The following is a 15927-nucleotide window of genomic DNA, read 5'->3' as shown; positions in this document are numbered from 1 at the left end:
ATGCGCATCCTTCTTCTCAGCCACTACTGGGCACCGGAGGTCGGCGCTGCTCAACACCGTTGGAGCCGACTGGCCGAGGCGCTGATCTCACGTGGCCACGAGCTGGCGGTGTTGGCGCCGGCTCCCCACTACCCAGGAGGTCGTCTCCTGCAAGGAGGTGGGGCGCACATGGCCGGCTCGATCAGGCGAGACGTCACCGGAGCCATGGTGCATCGCACGATCTTCCGCCCCTACAGCAGCGGCGTGTGCGGGCGCGGTATCGATCAGATGGTCGCGGCGGCCGACTCCGTGCGCCTGGGGGTGGAGCGCTTCCGGGGAGCGAACCGACCCGACGTCATCCTCGGCTCGGTTCCCGGGCTCCCCACCCTTCCTGCAGCGCTCGCCGTCGGCAGGGTCCTACGCCGTCCGGTCGTGGTGGAGCTGCGAGACGCCTGGCCCGATGTGCTCCTGTCAGCCGCGCAGTGGTCCTCGCCTCCCGCCTGCTCATCGGCCATCACGCAAGCCCACCGAGCCCGCAGGCTGGACATCGTCAGCCGAGGTGCACGCACCCTTCTGCCACCCCTCATCACCCGCCTGGAGCGGGAGGCCACGGCTGTGGTGACGACGACGGACTCCTTCGCGCAGGTCCTGCGCTCCCGCGGGGTACGCCGCGTGGTGACGGTGCGCAACACCGGCTCCACGATGCAGGCAGGCCGGCCTCCTGCCGGCCGACGCCGTTCAGACGGCGTCCTGAACGTGCTGTACCTGGGGACGGTGGGGCGCGCCCAGGGACTGGGCTTCGCGGTCAGGGCCGCGCACATCGCCCAGCAGAGCGGTACCCCGGTGGTACTGCGGATCGTCGGCGACGGCGCGCAGCTCCAGGAGGTCGCCGCCTTGGCCCGCAGACTCGGGGCCCCCGTGGAGATACACCCTCCTGTGCCCTGGACCGAGGTGGACCAGCACTACGCCTGGGCTGATACGGCCCTGGTGAGCCTGCAGAACTGGCCGGCCATGTCTGTGACGGTCCCGTCCAAGCTCTACGAGATCATGTCCACCGGACTGCACGTGTGCGCCTCGGTCGACGGTGAGGCTCGGCGCATCGTGGAGGACGCCGGCTGCGGCGACGTCACTGCCCCGCAGGACCCGCAGGCCCTGGCATCCCTGTGGAGGGCTCTGGCTGCCGACCGCAGCCGTCTGGACGTGGTGGGTGGACGGCGTTGGCTGGCGGACCACGCCAACGCCGAGACCATGACGGACCGCTACGAGTCCCTCCTGAGGCAGGTTGTCGGTGACTGACATCCAGATCCTGAGGAACCTGATGCTGCTGGGCACCTCCGCCACCCGGCAGCTGGTCGAGGATCCTACGCTCCTGGTCCTGCAGGGGGCGCGTCGACTGTCTGAGCCCTGGCGCGGTCGGAGCGCTCGGTTGCTCGGCATCGGGGCGGGTGATCACGAGGTGCGCCGGGCACTGTCGGCATTCATCGCAGACAGGCCGGACACAGCCGGCGACGCGCTGAGTCGGGCGGTACCACGGTCCGCCGCCGGCCGCCGGCTCGCCGCCGAGATGGCGATCCATCTCGGTTCCGCAGAGCGCAGGCATATTGATGCCGAGGGTCTGAGCCCCTCGGTGCGTGCGCGGGACCTGTGGTCCCGGGGACACCTGAGCACTGCGCTGAGCACATTGGAGGGGGCGCCCGGCTCCAGGGCGCTGTGGGCCCGTCTGCGTTCCCAGCTCGCCATGATGAGCCCGGGCTTCCACCTCCCCCGTTTCTCTCCCTCACCCGGCTGGACGGCTCCTGACCCGACTGAGCCGCTCCGGGTCCTTCACGTACTGACCAGTTCGCTGCCCCACACTCAGTCCGGCTACACCGTGCGCTCTCACGCGCTCCTGCAGGCGCAGTCCAGCGCCGGCATCGATGTGCGTGCGGTGACACGCATCGGTTACCCCGTGATCATCGGCAGGCCTGCGGCTCAGGCCAGCGACGTCGTCGACGGAGTCACTTACCGGCGGCTTCTTCCTGCGCGGTCACAGGCCTCCCCGATAGCCCGGCTCACACAGATGAGCCGCCTGCTGGCGCGGGAGGTGGAGGCCTTCTCCCCCCACGTGCTGCACACGACCACCAACTACGTCAACGCCCTGGTCACCCAGGCTGTGGCCCGCTCCTACGGTCTGCCCTGGGTCTATGAGATGCGAGGGGTGCTGGAGTGCACCTGGGTGGCCTCCAGGCCGCCGAGCCAGCAGGCCGAGGCGCTGAGCTCTGAGCGCTTCACGCTGCTACGGGCCAAGGAGGCCGAGATGGCCCGGCAGGCCGACGCCGTTGTCGTCCTCTCACGGGTCCAGGCCGAGGACCTCACGGCCCGGGATGTCGACTCCAGCCGGATCACGGTCGTTCCCAACGCCGTGGACCAGGAGGTCCTCGAGGCCACCAGGCTGTCGCCGGCGGATGCGCGCCGACGGCTGGGACTGCCCCGCAGCGGCCTGTGGGTGGGGAGCGTCTCCTCCCTGGTGGGCTATGAGGGATTCGGCGTGCTTCTGCGGGCCGTGGCGCGCTGCCGCACTCGGGGGGTCGATGTCCGGTGCGCCGTGGTGGGCGACGGCGTCAGCCGTCCCGAGCTGGTGGCCCTGGCCGGAGAGCTGGGGCTGGAGAAGCCGGTGTGCGTCCTTCCCGGACGGGTGGACCGCGCAACGGCCCTGGACTGGTACCAGGCCCTGGACGTCTTCTGCGTGCCGAGACTGGATACGCCGGTATGTCGGCTGGTGACACCCCTCAAACCGATGACGGCGATGGCGCTGGGCCGGCCGGTCGTGGCCTCCGACCTTCCCGCGCTCAGCGAGCTCACCGCCTCAGCGGCGAATCGGTCCTTTCCCGCCGGTGACGTCGAGGCGCTCAGCCGAGTGCTGACCCGGCTGGCCGTTGGAGAGCCCCTGCCCTCCGCGTTTCACACGCCGCCCACCTGGAGCGGCAACGCAGTCCGTCAGGCCGAGATCTACGAGGAGCTGGTATGAGCAGGTCGTCCTGGACCCCGTGGCCCGACGGGCAGCCGTTCTGGGGTGGCAGCTCCGAGGTCAGCGTCAGCGTCGTCGAACTCAGCGAGCTGTATCCGGTGGGCCGGCGCCCACCGCTGGTGGCCTACATCCGCCAGCTCTGGCAACGGCGGCACTTCATCTGGGCCGACGCCCGGGCCAAGGCCCTGGGTTCTCAGCGTGGCACCTTCCTGGGAAACGCATGGCTCATCGCCAAACCGATGCTCAATGCGATGGTCTACTTCGTCGTCTTCGGGCTGCTTCTGCAGACGAGCCGCGGTATTGACAACTTCATCGGCTACCTCATCATCGGTGTCACGTTCTTCCCGCCGCTGCAGCGGTCAGTGACCGGCGGTAGCCAGGTGATCATCGCCGGGAGGAACCTCATCCGGGGGTTCTCCTTCCCGCGGGCCGCCCTGCCCGCGTCGTACACGATTCGTAACGCGATCGACCTGGTCCCACCGATGATCGCCGTCCTCGTCCTCGTGGTGGTTCTTCCTCCTCACGCCTGGCCGAGCTGGCACTGGGTCCTCATCCTCCCGGTCCTGGCGCTTCAGGTGCTTCTGAGCCTGGGGCTGGCACTGGCCACCTCCCGTATCACCACGACGATTCCGGACATGCGGAATATCTGGCCCTTCCTGACGCAGTTCTGGTTCTACGCCTCGGGAGTCTTCTTCTCCTACGAACGTTTCATTGATCACCCGGTGATGCTGCGGGCCATGGATCTCAATCCCGGATACCTCATCATCACGATGTATCGGGACGCGATCCTGTACCAACGCGTCCCACAGGCTCACATGTGGCTCATTCTCAGTGCCTGGTCACTGGGGCTGACCGTGGTTTCCTTCGTGTTCTTCTGGGAGAAGGAGGAGGTCTACGGTGTCGAACGCTGAGACCGGACCGAAGAATGAGCCAGCGGCCCTCCAAGCGGATGAGCCGGGAGACACGACGACGCCTTCCCCCATCGTCACGATGGCACCGGATGCCGACTCGCGTCCCGCTGTCATGACCGCGGACGACGGTCACGAGGCCGGCATCGGCACCGCCACCGTCGTCGTCGACGACATTCGGGTGAGCTACCGGGCGCCCTCCACTGACGCCGAGGATCTGCGAGCAGCGTCCATGGCGCACAAGATCTTCCTGGGGCTGACGGGGCAGAGGCCGAAAGTGAGGATCGATGCCCTCAAGGGGATCTCGTTCGTGGCACGCGCCGGGGAATCGATCGGCATCCTGGGGCGCAACGGTGCCGGGAAGTCCACGCTGCTTCGTATCATTGGCGGCCTGGAGACGCCGACCTCGGGAACAGTGAGCGCCCGTTCCAATCCGGTACTCCTGGGCGTCAATGCGGCCCTCGTCCCAGACCTTTCCGGCGAGCGCAATGTGCGCCTGGGCTGTCTGGCCATGGGGCTGAGTCCTCGACAGATCGAGGAGATCATTCCCGAGGTGATCGAGCTGGCCGGGATCGGGAAGGCCATCCACCGCCCGATGAAGACCTATTCCTCAGGAATGGCCTCACGTCTTCGGTTCGCGATCGCCGCCGCGGCGAACCCGGACATTCTCCTCATCGACGAGGCCCTGTCCACCGGTGATGCCGCGTTCAAGGAGCGCAGTGAGAACAAGATGACCGAGCTGCGGCGCGCAGCCGGAACGGTGTTCATCGTCAACCATGCCGCGCAGGTGGTCGAGGAGATGTGCACCCGGGCGCTGTGGCTCATGGACGGCGAGCTCATCGGAGATGGCCCGGGTCCCCAGATCGCCCATGACTACCGATGGTGGTCCTGGAACATCGCCAAGGACAAACCGGACAAGGCCGCCAAGATTCTGGCCGAGTGCCAGGAGAAGTGGAAACCGGCAGAAGTGCGGCTCCAACGCTCGGAGAGCCGCACACTGCCCTACCGACACGCTCGAGGAGTATGACCATGCGCAGTGAGGAAGGCGCCATGACAGCAGGACGAATCACGGTCTACGGCTCTTGTGTGGCCAGGGACGTGGCCAGTGAGATGGAGCAGCGGGGTTGGAGCGTGGAGCGTTACATCGCCCGTCAGTCCCTCATCAGTGCGGGGCGCCCGGCCGACGTCGGCGATCTTGATCTGTCCTTGCTGAGATCGTCCTTCGCCCGTCGTTCCTTCCTGTCCGACATGGTGGGCAATCTGGAGGCGCAGCTGACGGCCGTCGCCTCATACACCGATCTGCTGCTGTGGGACCTGACCGACGAGCGCCTCGGCGTCCTGGAGACGGCCCCCGGGACGTTCCTGACACGTTCGACGGAAGCGCTGACGGCCGGCCTCTACGAGGGGCTTCCCGCCAGGTTCCTCGAGCTGGGGACGGCGGAGCACCTGCATCTGTGGCGGCCTGCCCTGTTGCGTTTCCACAGTCTCCTGGAACGACTCGACCTGGCGAGCAAGACGATCCTCATCAACGTCCCCTGGGCGACGAGGACCACCTCGGGCACGTCAACCGTCCCGAGCTGGGGACAGACGGCCATGGAGGCCAACTGGGTCATGACCCGCTATGTCGACCTCGTCTACCAGGAGACCGACCTGCGGATCCTACAGGTGCCCGATGAGCTCGTCGTGGCCGACGACGCGCACCGCTGGGGGTCCGCCCCCTTCCACTACGCCGGGTCCCTGTACTCATGGATCGCCGACGAGCTGGAGATCGCTCTGGCACCGCGCAGCCTCGCCCCGACGCTCTGAGCTCCGCCTCGTGCAGCAGGGCAGGTCGGCGTCGGGCCCGTACGGGTCCTCACCCGCTTCAGCGACGACGCCGCAGCAGCCCCTGGAGGCTCATCGTCCTGGCCGGGCGCGTCTGACCCAGCCGTGGTCGGCGGGGCCACAGGGGGATGCGGGGGACGTCTCCGCCGGAGTAGCGCTGCACCGCCTCAGCCCCGGTGAGGACCCAGCCGACGTCGGTCCCGGCGTAGCGAAGAGGATCCGCCTGCCGGCTGGGAGACTCGACGGTGCACAGCTCCATGACCTCGCCGTCGCGCACCACCGCCACCTCGGGGCATCCTTTCCACAGCAGGAGGCGGGCACGGTCCCGGGCACGGAGGTTCCCCCAGGGGCTGCAGATGATCTGATCGGAGTCGAGGCGCTGCGCCAGCTCACGCATCTCCGCCGCGTGCGCCTCCCCCAGTCCCGGTGGAGCGGTGGGCATCCGACCCGCGTCGACGACTCCGAAGTACCAGCCGAGGTCGTACAGGATCGTCTGCTGAGCCCAGGGCTCACCACCGGCGGCATCGAGAAGGGCGTGGTAGCGCGTGCGCATCTGAGCGACGTAGCGGCCCGGCCGCAACCAGGCGGTCTGGACCGCGGAGTCGCCTGAGACCCGCTTGTCATAGTGGTAGACGGCCTCGGGCACGTAGACGATACTACGGCCCCCGCCGGTTCGGATGCGTCCCAGGTAGAGCGCGTCCTCGAAGGTGGGCGCCTCGCGGCCCTCGGGGAACCGGGCCGCGAGCGCCCGATCGGCCCGGATGAGACACTCGTGGACGGAGAGCTGGATGGCTTGCGGCTGACGGGCGGCATCGGCCCGAGCAGTCCCGCTCTGGAAACGGAAGTCGAGAGGGTGGGCCGTCTCAGCACCGTCCTGGTGGATGAGGGTGCGGCCGGCCAGGAGGAAGTCGCCTCGGCGCCTGGCGCCCAGGAGCCGGGTGAGGAAGTCGGGGGCGAGCCAGTCATCGGGGTCGGGAAAGCCGATCCACTGCCCGTGGGCGCGTCCCATTCCGACGTTTCGGGCGCGGCCCTGTCCCCCGTTGTCCGTCTCGACGATCTCGACGTCGAGGTCTGTTCGCCGCGCCCAGGTTCGGCAGACCCTCGGTGAGTCGTCGCAGGCCCCGTCCAGGACGAGCACGATCTGGAGGCGGTTGTGCGGGTGGTCCTGGGCGTCGAGCGAGCTCAGGAAGCGGGGCAGGTAAGGGGCCACGCCGTAGACGGGGGTGACGAGGCTGACCAGGGGCGGGCGGCGGCGCAGCCGTGGGCGCCTCGGTACCGGGGCCCGCATCAGATCAGGTCGCGTCGGAGCATCGCGGTGAGGCGGGCGCAGGCTCCGGCGTCGAGCAGTATGAGGTCCTCGGGGGCGGTGACTCGGCCGGCGATGACGTCCTCCACCGCCTGATGCACCTGCGCGGAGGTGTCCACGCCGATGGCTCCGATGGCCTCGTGACGGGCGCGGTAGCGGTCCGTGTCCGGACGTCCGCGGGGATCCCAGACGATGCCGACGCAGCCGGCGATCATGCCCTCGTCGAGGACGGATGACCTGTCCGAGACGACCGCCCAGGAGCGGACCAGGTTCTCGGGCAGGTCGCGGCCGGTGACGGCGGGCACGCCCAACGCCCTGAACCACTCGGGCGCGTGCAGCACAAGCTTGGGATGGGCGAACAGGACGGTGCGATGGCCGGCCTGGGTCAGGCCGGCGGCCAGCTCGAGCCAGGGCCGGTAGAGCGTGTTGAGGAGTCCGACGGCGTCGGGGTCGCTCTCCAGGGCACGTGAGACCTCCGGGTCCCAGGTGGGGGCCAGCAGGATGCTGTCACGCTCGCGCCCCAGAAGGCTGTAGAGGTGGTCGTGGCGGGGGAAGCCGGTGCGCCAGACCTCTCGGTCGGTGAGGGTGTAGGAGGTGTGGTCCGCCGTCAGTCCGGCCTGCTCGGCGGCGGTGGCGCACACGACGACATCCAGGCGGGCACCGTTGAACCAGCGCCACATGTCGCGCATGGTCACACCGTGCTGAAGGAAGACGAGGCGCTGGTCGGAGCCGACGCCTGAACCGGTGAGGCGGTCCTTGATGAGGGGGTCACCGATGTCGGACAGGAGGATGGTCTCGGCACCGCTCCAGGCGGCATCGAATCCCGGACCGGTCGGGTCCAGGAGGACGAAGCCGTCCTGCGCGAGGCGTTCCCAGTCCGGACAGCTGCGTTCGATGACGAAGATGTGCCGGACGCTGGGAGCGTGGGTGCGGGCATAGCGGTACAGCGGCTCGGCGTTGTCGCCGGCGCTGTCGTGGCGGTCCATGTAGAGCCAGGTGCGGGGCCAGTCGGAGGGGGCCGAGGCGGTGTACGGCGAGGGCGCTGAGGAGGACACCGCGGAGGACGCGTCCGAAGCCGAGGACGTGCCGTCGGCCTGCCGGTTATCCTGCGTGCCGCTGGGGCTGAGGAACCGGGCCAGGCGCCGGCGCAGCCCGAATGAGGACGCTCCCTGACTGCGTTGACCGGGGATCGTCTCAGGCGGTCTGGGGTTGCCCCGGTAGGGGGCCACCGGGAGCTCATGACCGTCGATGACGGCGGTGATCCTCCCCTTGGGCAGCCAGACGATGCGCTCGTGGAGTACCACGTCGTCGAAGTAGCGGTGATCGACTGTCTTGGCACTGGTCGGCTGGGCCCAGGCGCCGTCCACCTTCCACTGCTCCTGGGGCATGTCGCCGGTGTAGAAGTAGGTGGCCTTCTGATCACTGCGGAACCTGCGTCCCAACGGCAGGATGGGGGCGGGCATGGGGCCTGCGGTCATGGCGACCAGGGCGGTGCGACGTCCCACGGCCAGCGGCGTGGAGCAGTACGCCTCGATCTGGGAGGCGGGGACGCGTCGGGTGACGGCGCGCAGAAGCTGGGCCACCTCGGCGCGCTCGGCGGCCGTGAGCCCGGCCGAGGGGTAGCGCAGTCCGCGGTCGGCGTCGGTGACCTGGATGAGGCGGTGAATGATGAGCTGATGGACCCAGGCGGGTGGGGGGCAGTCGACCTGCAGCCACGCCGGCAGCACGGTACCCAGCAGGTGGCGGTAGTGGTCGATCCCTCCCCAGGGGCCGGGGGGCTTGGGGGCGTGGCGGATGACGGCCGGGCCGTCGTGGAGGCCCGCCCGGTTGCCGGTGGCCACGATGTGGGCGATGAGCCCGCTCAGGCCGATGCTCTCGTCATCACCGGCGACACCGTCAGCACCGTCGACGCCGTGAAGGGGTCCCGATCCGCCCCAGTGCTGCAGACCGTGGCGGGGGATGGTGAGTACCACTCCGCTCATGGTGTCGGGGAAGATGTGGGGCTCGACGGTCAGGTCAGTGGTGCGGCTGCCGTGCTTGAATCGCCATTGCAGCCGCTCGTCCCGGGTACCGTCGGGGCGGATGGTCACGGTCGGGGTGAGCACGACGGTCTCGCCGGGGCCGCACTGAGCCAATGAGGCGAGATATCCGGGCTCGACCCGGTCTCCCGCTCTGAGGAACAGGACCCGGCTCCCTGCGGCCAGGGGGCGGAGGACCTGGTCCAGAGCCGCCGGATCAGGGCACCCGATGGGGACGATCCCGCCTTCGGGCGAGTCCTGGTGAAGAGAGTCAAGCGTGTCCTGACCACCTGCGGAACCGATGATGATGACGTGCAAGGTCTCGGTGCTGCGGGCGTTCATGAGGTGGGCATCTCCATTTCGTGGGGCGGTCCCCAATGACTAATGGTGGACGTAGCCAGCACCTCTGCGTCGGAGATGTCCCAGGTGTGTCCGAAAGTCGTCCCACGTCGCTGGACGAACCCGAATCGGGAGGCCGAGTAGATACGGGCCCCGACACGTACGCAATCATTGAGGAAACCGGTGTCCTCACCGGTGGTCGTCTCAGGAAAAGTGATATCTCGCACCAGGTCCGTACGAGCCACCAGAGTCGGTCCGGAGACGAAAGTCGTATAGCGGTGCTCCCAGTCGGCGAAGCGCAGCACCGTCAGGTCCGGGCCCGTCAGGTGCAGGTAGTGGGCGTGCTTGCCGACGACGTCGGCACGGGCGTAGTCGGCCGCCGCGAGAGACTCGAAGAGGTAGTGATCGCCGTAGAGGTCGTCGTCGTCCATCTTGGCGATGTAGTCGGCCTCGACCCGCGAGAGCATGAGGTTGTAGCAGGCTCCTAAAGGAGTGCTGGCCTCAGCGGTGAGCCAGTCGATCTCAAGGCCCAGCTCGCGGGCGCGGACCTTATTGCTGGATTGGGCGGTGAAGCCGTGGGTGAGGATGACCGGCGCCATCGTCACCTGCTGCTGGCCGGCCAGGGTCTGCAGGACGTGGTCGATCTGCTCGGGTCGGATGGTGGACACCAGGGGTGCGACGGTGGGCCGGCGTCGGGCCCGCTCGCCCATGCCGACGGCTCGCAGCACGCTCTCCACTCGGTGGCTGTAGGTGTGATGGCCCCAGATTTCACGTTGTGCCAGGTAGGTCATGTGATCCCCGAGGATCGGGTTGGTCACGAGCGCGCGCACGGTGTGCCCGGCCTGAGCCCGGTCAGTGACCTTGGCCAGGGTGCCTGCGGGCAGAAGGCGGTCAGTGGCCGGCGTCGGGGTGCTCACCACGGGAGTGCCGCAGGCCAGGACCTCGATGACGCGGCGCGGAAGCATGGACGGGCTGTCCACCACGGAGCTGACGTTGAGGAAGACGGCGTAGGCGCGGTAGGCGGAGAGCATCTGGGGGTAGGTGAGACTGCCTCGCACACACGAGTCCCAGGGAGGCGGGAACTGGTAGGTGTCGTCGCCGTCGAGGTACCGGGAGAAGATGTCCAGCCCGTGGGGCAGTCGAGCCGAGACGTCGAGGGCGCCGCCCAGGACGACCTCCATCTGCTCGCGCCGCTCGGGGTACTTGTGAGCGAAGTAGGTTCCGGCGAAGGCGACATCCCTCCGTGGGGCGGGGCGGCCCGTATCGTCCAGCAGGCGGATCGGGTTGTGGATCGCGGGCTGGGCGGCGAAGGGCAGGACCCCGATGCGATCATGCCCCAGGTCTCGCCGGTAGCGCTCCACCATCGCCTCATCGGTGGTGAAGACCCAGTCGAAGAGGCGGGCGGTCTCAATGGCCTCGTCGTAGTGGGCGGGATCCTCCTTGTTCCAAAAGACCGTCGGCACTCCTCGGCCCCGCAGTGCGGTGACCATGTCCCTCAGGTGACCCGAGGGCCCCTGAGAGCCGATGACCTGGAAGCGCCAGGCGTCGTCGTTGCCGTGCCAGGCGGACTCCACGAAGAGCAGGTCGATGGGGGTCTGCTCGACCTGCTCGCGCCAGCCGGTGGGGGTCAGGGGCACGGAGCGCCACTCGTAGCACAGGGCGAGCGCCGAGAACTCATCGGCGATCACCCCGACGGTCACGTCGTGACGCGGCCCGGTCTCCTGCGGTGAGGGCAGGGGCCAGTCCGGCAGGAGCATCCGGCCCCGTCTCCTGGAGGCCCACCGGCGGGGACGTACCCAGGCGGTGGTCCGACGACGGCGCAGGTGCTCACGCAGCCCTGCCGGCCCCGAGCGGCGCAGGTGCCACAGGGCGCGCCGCAGCTCGGGGGCCGTCCGAGGCGTCATGCGGGCACCCCTCGCGAGGCCGCACGCCTGCGCCGTCTCCTCCTGGACGCCGCCTTCCCCTTGGGGCGCCGAAGGAGCGCTTCGGGGCCGAGCACCGCCTCCAGGGTGTCCCGCAGTGAACGCTCGTTGTGCTCCTTGACGTCGAAATCTCCGTGGGCGAGGTGGGGCTCGGCCAGTGCCGTGCGGATCGCCTGAGCGATGTCCTGGGGTGAGGTCCCGCTCAGAACCCCGTATCCGAGGGAGACCAGCTCCCGGTTGCCCGGAAGGTTGGAGGCCACGACCCCGGTTCCCAGCGTCATCGCCTCCAGCAGGGTGACCGGCTGCCCCTCGTGCAAGGAGGGCAGGACGAACAGGTCGGCTCCGTCAAGGACCGGGAACGGGTTGTCCATCTGTCCCAGCATCACGACGTGCCCGGACAGGCCCAGGGAGTCGATCCTGGCCCGCAGCGTCCCTTCGAGCACCCCGGATCCGATGATCGCCAGGCCGATACTCAGGCCTGGAGCGCCGCCGACCTCGGAGCCGTCCTGCTTGCGCAGAAGGGCGACCGCCTCGATCAGAGCGGCCTGGTTCTTCTCCATCGACATCCGCCCCATGGTGGCAAGGACGATGTCGTGCTCGTTCTTCAGCGCGGTGAAGGCATCGGGGGCGGGCGCCTGCGCCCCGAGGCGGACCCGCTCGACGTCGAGGAGGTTGCGGGCCGAGAGCTGGCGCTGGGAGAGGTCAATGCCCAACCCGGCCAGTCCGGTGCGGTTGTGGCGGGCCAGTCCCGGACTGACGGCGACGACGGCGTCGACATCGCCATAGAGGGTGAAGACGCGCTTGAGGCCCGGGTACTTGTCCCGGTACTCGTTGTCCATCTGGTTGTGCTGGTAGCAGGAGGTGCGGGATCCGCGACGCCCCCAGGCCGCGATGAGCGACACCCAGGTCTCGGCGTAGCCGTCGTACTCGATGGCGGCGTCGGGCACGAAGTCCCCCAGGATGCGACGCGTCTCGCGCTCGTAGTACGCCCAGTAGGAGTCCCAGAAGCTCTGCGAGGTGTAGGCCTCGGGGTGGTGGGCGAAGTCGTTGACGCAGGAGCGTTCGTGAATCCGCCAGGGAGCCGCCCCGGGCTTGCAGATGACGTGGACATGGCGGGGCAGGCGTCGGAAGATCTCCTGACGGTCCTCGTTGTCACGCAGAACGGAGGGCTCAACGATGAGGTTGACCGAGTAGAGCGCCGGATCGAGTGCCTCCAGGAGGGCCAGGAGGGCTGAGGCGATCCCGTTGGGGATCATGGAGGCGTGGAACAGGAGTGTCCGGCGCTTGCGGGCGCCGTCGCCGACCGCGGGGTCGAGTGCGTGGTCCCTGATGATCGCCCGCTGTCCGTGGTCGAGGTCGTCGTCGAAGAAGAATCGGGCCAGGCGAGCAGAGGCCCGTCCGTCCTCGTAGGGACAGTACCGGGCGAGGGCCTCCTGGGGCGCGATCCCCTCCCCGGCCAGGGCACGCCCGATGGCTGAGGCCAGCTCGCCGCGGTCGTAGCAGGCCAGCCCGGGGACCTCCGCGGGATCGAGGTACAGGCCCCGCTCGGCCCGGTACTCCTCGATGTCGTGCATGTAGAGCACGATGGGGCGCTTCTGGGGGAGGAAGTCGAAGAGGATCGAGGAGTAGTCGGTCACCAGGACGTCGACCGCGGCCAACAGCTCGTTGGTGTCGATGTCCTTGGGCACGACACTCACCGGCAGATTGACGCCGGCCAGCAGCTTCTCGGAGAGGCGGTGGGCCCGATAGACCACGAGCACGTCGTCACGGGAGGCCATGGCGGTCAGGTCGGCGACCAGGGCCTCGCGGTCCAGCTCCCGCTTGCTGACTCCGCCGCGCCAGGTGGGGGCGAACAGAACCAGACGGCGCTCGTCCCCCTCGGCCATGCCCAGGCGGCCTCGAAGCACCTTGCGGTCCTCGTGGCTCATCGTCAGCGAGGTGTCCAGACGAGGGGATCCGGTGATGATGGTGCGGCCCCGGTAGACGTCACGCAGATCATGGTCCTCGATGAGGGCCCATCGGGTGAGCTCATTGGGAGCCATGAGCGTGGTGCTCAGCTGGAAGTTGCGCTGCAGGTTCTCGTAGTCGAGCAGACCGCCCCGCATGGACCGCCCCAGGGTCTTGAAGGGTGTGCCGTGCCAGGTGTTGAGGTAGCGCTGCTCGCGACGGCGCACGAAGTAGGGGGCGAAGGAGACGTTGTTGACGAGGTACCCGGCGGTGGCGAGGTACTGCATGTACTCGGAGCTGTGCAACGGGACGAAGACGACGTTGCGACGGCCCAGCAGATCAGGCGGGATAGCACCCAGGTCGTTGACGGCCCACACATGGAGCAGGTCGGAGTACTCCGGCCGGTCCACCATCCAACGGAAGATGGCCAGGGGGTGGCAGCCGATCGAGGCGCCGTGGTTGGACTCCCACAGCACCAGGTGGGGGCTGACGGGAAGAACCTCCAGGGCCTCGGCGTAGCGGATGTTGCGGGCGGCTCCCGGGGTGCGCCCATAGGCCCGCGGGTCCAGCCCGTCCTTGCAGCCGAACTCCTCGGCCTGCTCGAGGATCTCGCAGGCGAGCTCCACCTGCCCGGCGTCCTGGGCCAGTTGGGCCAGGACCAGGCGGTGGTTCCGGTCCCCCTTGAGAACCAGAGGGAGAACACGGCGGATGGACTGAGCCGCCGTACGCGCCGCGGCGGGCGGGATCTCCATGCCGGTGCCGGGATCGTCCGTACCGCCATGGGACCTGAGAGCCTCGTGAAGCCCCAGTATGATGTCGCCGATGGTGGACTCGACAAGATCCTCCGGCCGTTGCCGAGGCGGGGGCGTGATCTTGGCGCGAACCAGGTCGAGGAAGTCCGAGCTGGCCCGCTGCTTCGATACCGACGCCAGCCCGCGTGGGGACGGTCCCAGGTAGGACCAGAAGGAGGCCAGAGCCTCGTCATGGTGTCCCAGTCTTGCCAGACAGACCCCACGGCGATAGTTCCACCAGCTGCGTGCGGGCTTCTTGAGCGTCCGCAGGGCCTCCTGGTAGGAGCGCTCCGCGGTGAGGAGGTCGCCAATGCGCTCCGAGGCGAGTCCCAGCTTGTAGAGGGTGTGCCCGTTCCCCGTGTCCAGCGAGGCGGCCAGGGCGTACTGCCCTTGTGCTCGCTCGTACTCACGCAGACGGTCAAGGCAGTAGGCCAGCTCGTAGGCCAGCTCCACCCTGGACAGTCCCTCTCCCGGATAGAGCTCGAAGAGCTCGGATGCCAGTCTCCAGTCTCCCCGGGAGCAGGCGAACTGGGCCGGTCCTTTGCTGCAGGCCTTTCCTCCGGCCGCCTCGCAGGCGGCGGCGAAGCTGGCCGAGGCGCGAGCCCGATCACCGTCGCGGTGGGCTATGACCCCCTGCTCGAAGAGCTCCTGCGCACTGAGCCGATCAACACTGGCCAAAGCATCCAGGGTGCACCTGGCCGGCCCGTTCAGGCCCAGGTGGAGCTGAGTCTGAAGGAGCTTGCGCAGCCAGGCGGCGTCATTCTCGTGCTCGGGCAGACCGGAGAGCAGAACCTCCAGGCGCTGCCACTGCGGGGTGCTCGCGGGCAGGCAGGCGAGCAGGTTCTCCGAGTAGCGGCGGTCTCGCACCCCTGAGGAGAGGGCACGCGAGAAGAAGACGGAGGCCCCTTCAGGATCATCCTGCCGTTTGAGGAGGCAGCCGGCGCGGTAGAAGGCCTCTCCGCAGGCGGGGTCGTGGTCGGCCACCTCGGTGTAGGTTCTCAGGGCGGCCTCGAACCGCTCCTGACGCTCGGCGATGACCCCTAGACGCAGCCGGGTCGCAGTATCGTGGGCGCCCTCGGAGAGCTTTTCATACAGGCGCCTGGCCTCCGCCAGGTTACCGTCTTCATACTCCTTGGCGGCGGCGTAGCGCACCAACCTGGACGCGGCCGGCAACTGCAAACGGCCGGAAACGGCGCGCCCCATCTTCCTGAGGACAGCATCCTTGGACATGATAATCGCCTTTATTACAGCACGAACGTTCTACGGATTAAAATCTTCGCTTGATGGCGCGCCACGCAACGGGAATCAATCCGGTTTCCATCTCGGACGTCCGCTTCAACCCGCACGGCATCCCGCCTCACAACACACCCATCAACTCAGGCGCATATCACTCTTGATCTGAGTCGTCGAGACCTCTGGAGTCCGAGGAAGGTAGACCACCTCGCACAGCCCTTCGAGCTGATCGTCGAACTCGCCAGTCCAGTCGTCACCCATGACGAAGACATCAATACCATATCTGGCGATATCCTCGGTCTTCTGCCCCCAGGTCAGCTCAGGCACCACAAGATCGACATACCGAATGGCCTCGAGCATCACCTTGCGCTCCTCGTAGGAGAAGTACGCCTGCTTACCCTTTCCGGCATTGAACTCATCACTGGACAGCGCCACCATCAGAAAGTCCCCAAGCGCTCGCGCACGCTTCAGCAACGCAATATGACCATAGTGGAGCAGGTCATATGTGCCATAGGTAATCACGCGCTTCATGGGGTCACTTCCTGGTCGGACGTCCGAAGTTCGCCCGCACCAACACTCCGGACAAACCGTCGTGAGTATTACCCACTTTCGAACTGAAACTGAAGATGTCACAGAATCGATGCCATTCCGAT

General features: G+C 67.9%; 10 protein-coding genes. 5 read left to right on the top strand and 5 right to left on the bottom strand.

The window, feature by feature from the left end:
* Genes RIV12_RS09915 through RIV12_RS09895 form a run of 5 tightly spaced genes read left to right on the top strand, consistent with a single transcriptional unit; the run spans position 1 to position 5700 of the window.
* On the top strand, positions 1 to 1275 hold the full coding sequence (locus RIV12_RS09915; protein ID WP_309323532.1) for a glycosyltransferase family 4 protein: 1275 nt from the start codon (positions 1 to 3) through the stop codon (positions 1273 to 1275).
* The gene (locus tag RIV12_RS09910) at positions 1268 to 2986 is read left to right on the top strand and encodes a glycosyltransferase family 4 protein (protein WP_309323530.1); all 1719 of its coding nucleotides are present in this window, start codon (positions 1268 to 1270) and stop codon (positions 2984 to 2986) included. Before RIV12_RS09915 ends, RIV12_RS09910 begins: the two co-directional genes overlap by 8 nt.
* Positions 2983 to 3897, top strand: a complete 915-nt coding sequence (locus tag RIV12_RS09905; RefSeq protein WP_075418399.1) for an ABC transporter permease — start codon at positions 2983 to 2985, stop codon at positions 3895 to 3897. The genes RIV12_RS09910 and RIV12_RS09905 overlap by 4 nt, the downstream gene beginning before the upstream one ends.
* Positions 3884 to 4921 carry an ABC transporter ATP-binding protein gene (locus RIV12_RS09900; RefSeq protein WP_309323528.1) on the top strand — a complete coding sequence of 346 codons (1038 nt, stop codon included), beginning with the start codon at positions 3884 to 3886 and terminating at the stop codon, positions 4919 to 4921. Before RIV12_RS09905 ends, RIV12_RS09900 begins: the two co-directional genes overlap by 14 nt.
* A gap of 2 nt (positions 4922 to 4923) precedes the next feature.
* Positions 4924 to 5700 carry a DUF6270 domain-containing protein gene (locus RIV12_RS09895; RefSeq protein ID WP_075418401.1) on the top strand — a complete coding sequence of 259 codons (777 nt, stop codon included), beginning with the start codon at positions 4924 to 4926 and terminating at the stop codon, positions 5698 to 5700.
* Positions 5701 to 5758: 58 nt separating this feature from the next.
* On the opposite strand, the gene RIV12_RS09890 is transcribed toward RIV12_RS09895, so the two are convergent.
* From RIV12_RS09890 to tagD, 5 genes are all read right to left on the bottom strand, one after another.
* Positions 5759 to 7006, bottom strand: a complete 1248-nt coding sequence (locus RIV12_RS09890) for a glycosyltransferase family 2 protein (RefSeq protein ID WP_309323526.1) — start codon at positions 7004 to 7006, stop codon at positions 5759 to 5761.
* Positions 7006 to 9384, bottom strand: coding sequence for a hypothetical protein (locus tag RIV12_RS09885; protein ID WP_309323524.1), 2379 nt, complete (start codon positions 9382 to 9384; stop codon positions 7006 to 7008). The genes RIV12_RS09890 and RIV12_RS09885 overlap by 1 nt, the downstream gene beginning before the upstream one ends.
* Complete coding sequence (locus RIV12_RS09880) at positions 9381 to 11285, bottom strand: glycosyltransferase family protein (protein ID WP_309323522.1); 1905 nt, start codon at positions 11283 to 11285, stop codon at positions 9381 to 9383. Before RIV12_RS09880 ends, RIV12_RS09885 begins: the two co-directional genes overlap by 4 nt.
* Positions 11282 to 15271 carry a CDP-glycerol glycerophosphotransferase family protein gene (locus tag RIV12_RS09875; RefSeq protein ID WP_309323520.1) on the bottom strand — a complete coding sequence of 1330 codons (3990 nt, stop codon included), beginning with the start codon at positions 15269 to 15271 and terminating at the stop codon, positions 11282 to 11284. Before RIV12_RS09875 ends, RIV12_RS09880 begins: the two co-directional genes overlap by 4 nt.
* 141 nt (positions 15272 to 15412) lie before the next feature.
* Positions 15413 to 15805 (bottom strand): glycerol-3-phosphate cytidylyltransferase, encoded by a 393-nt coding sequence (gene tagD / locus RIV12_RS09870; protein ID WP_309323518.1) that lies wholly within the window; start codon positions 15803 to 15805, stop codon positions 15413 to 15415.
* Positions 15806 to 15927 lie beyond the last annotated feature (122 nt).

Source organism: Actinomyces stomatis, assembly GCF_031292835.1.
In the GTDB taxonomy this organism is placed as follows: domain Bacteria; phylum Actinomycetota; class Actinomycetes; order Actinomycetales; family Actinomycetaceae; genus Actinomyces; species Actinomyces stomatis.
Note: the sequence above shows the minus strand (reverse complement) of the source record. Positions and strands in the feature narration are given on the sequence as shown.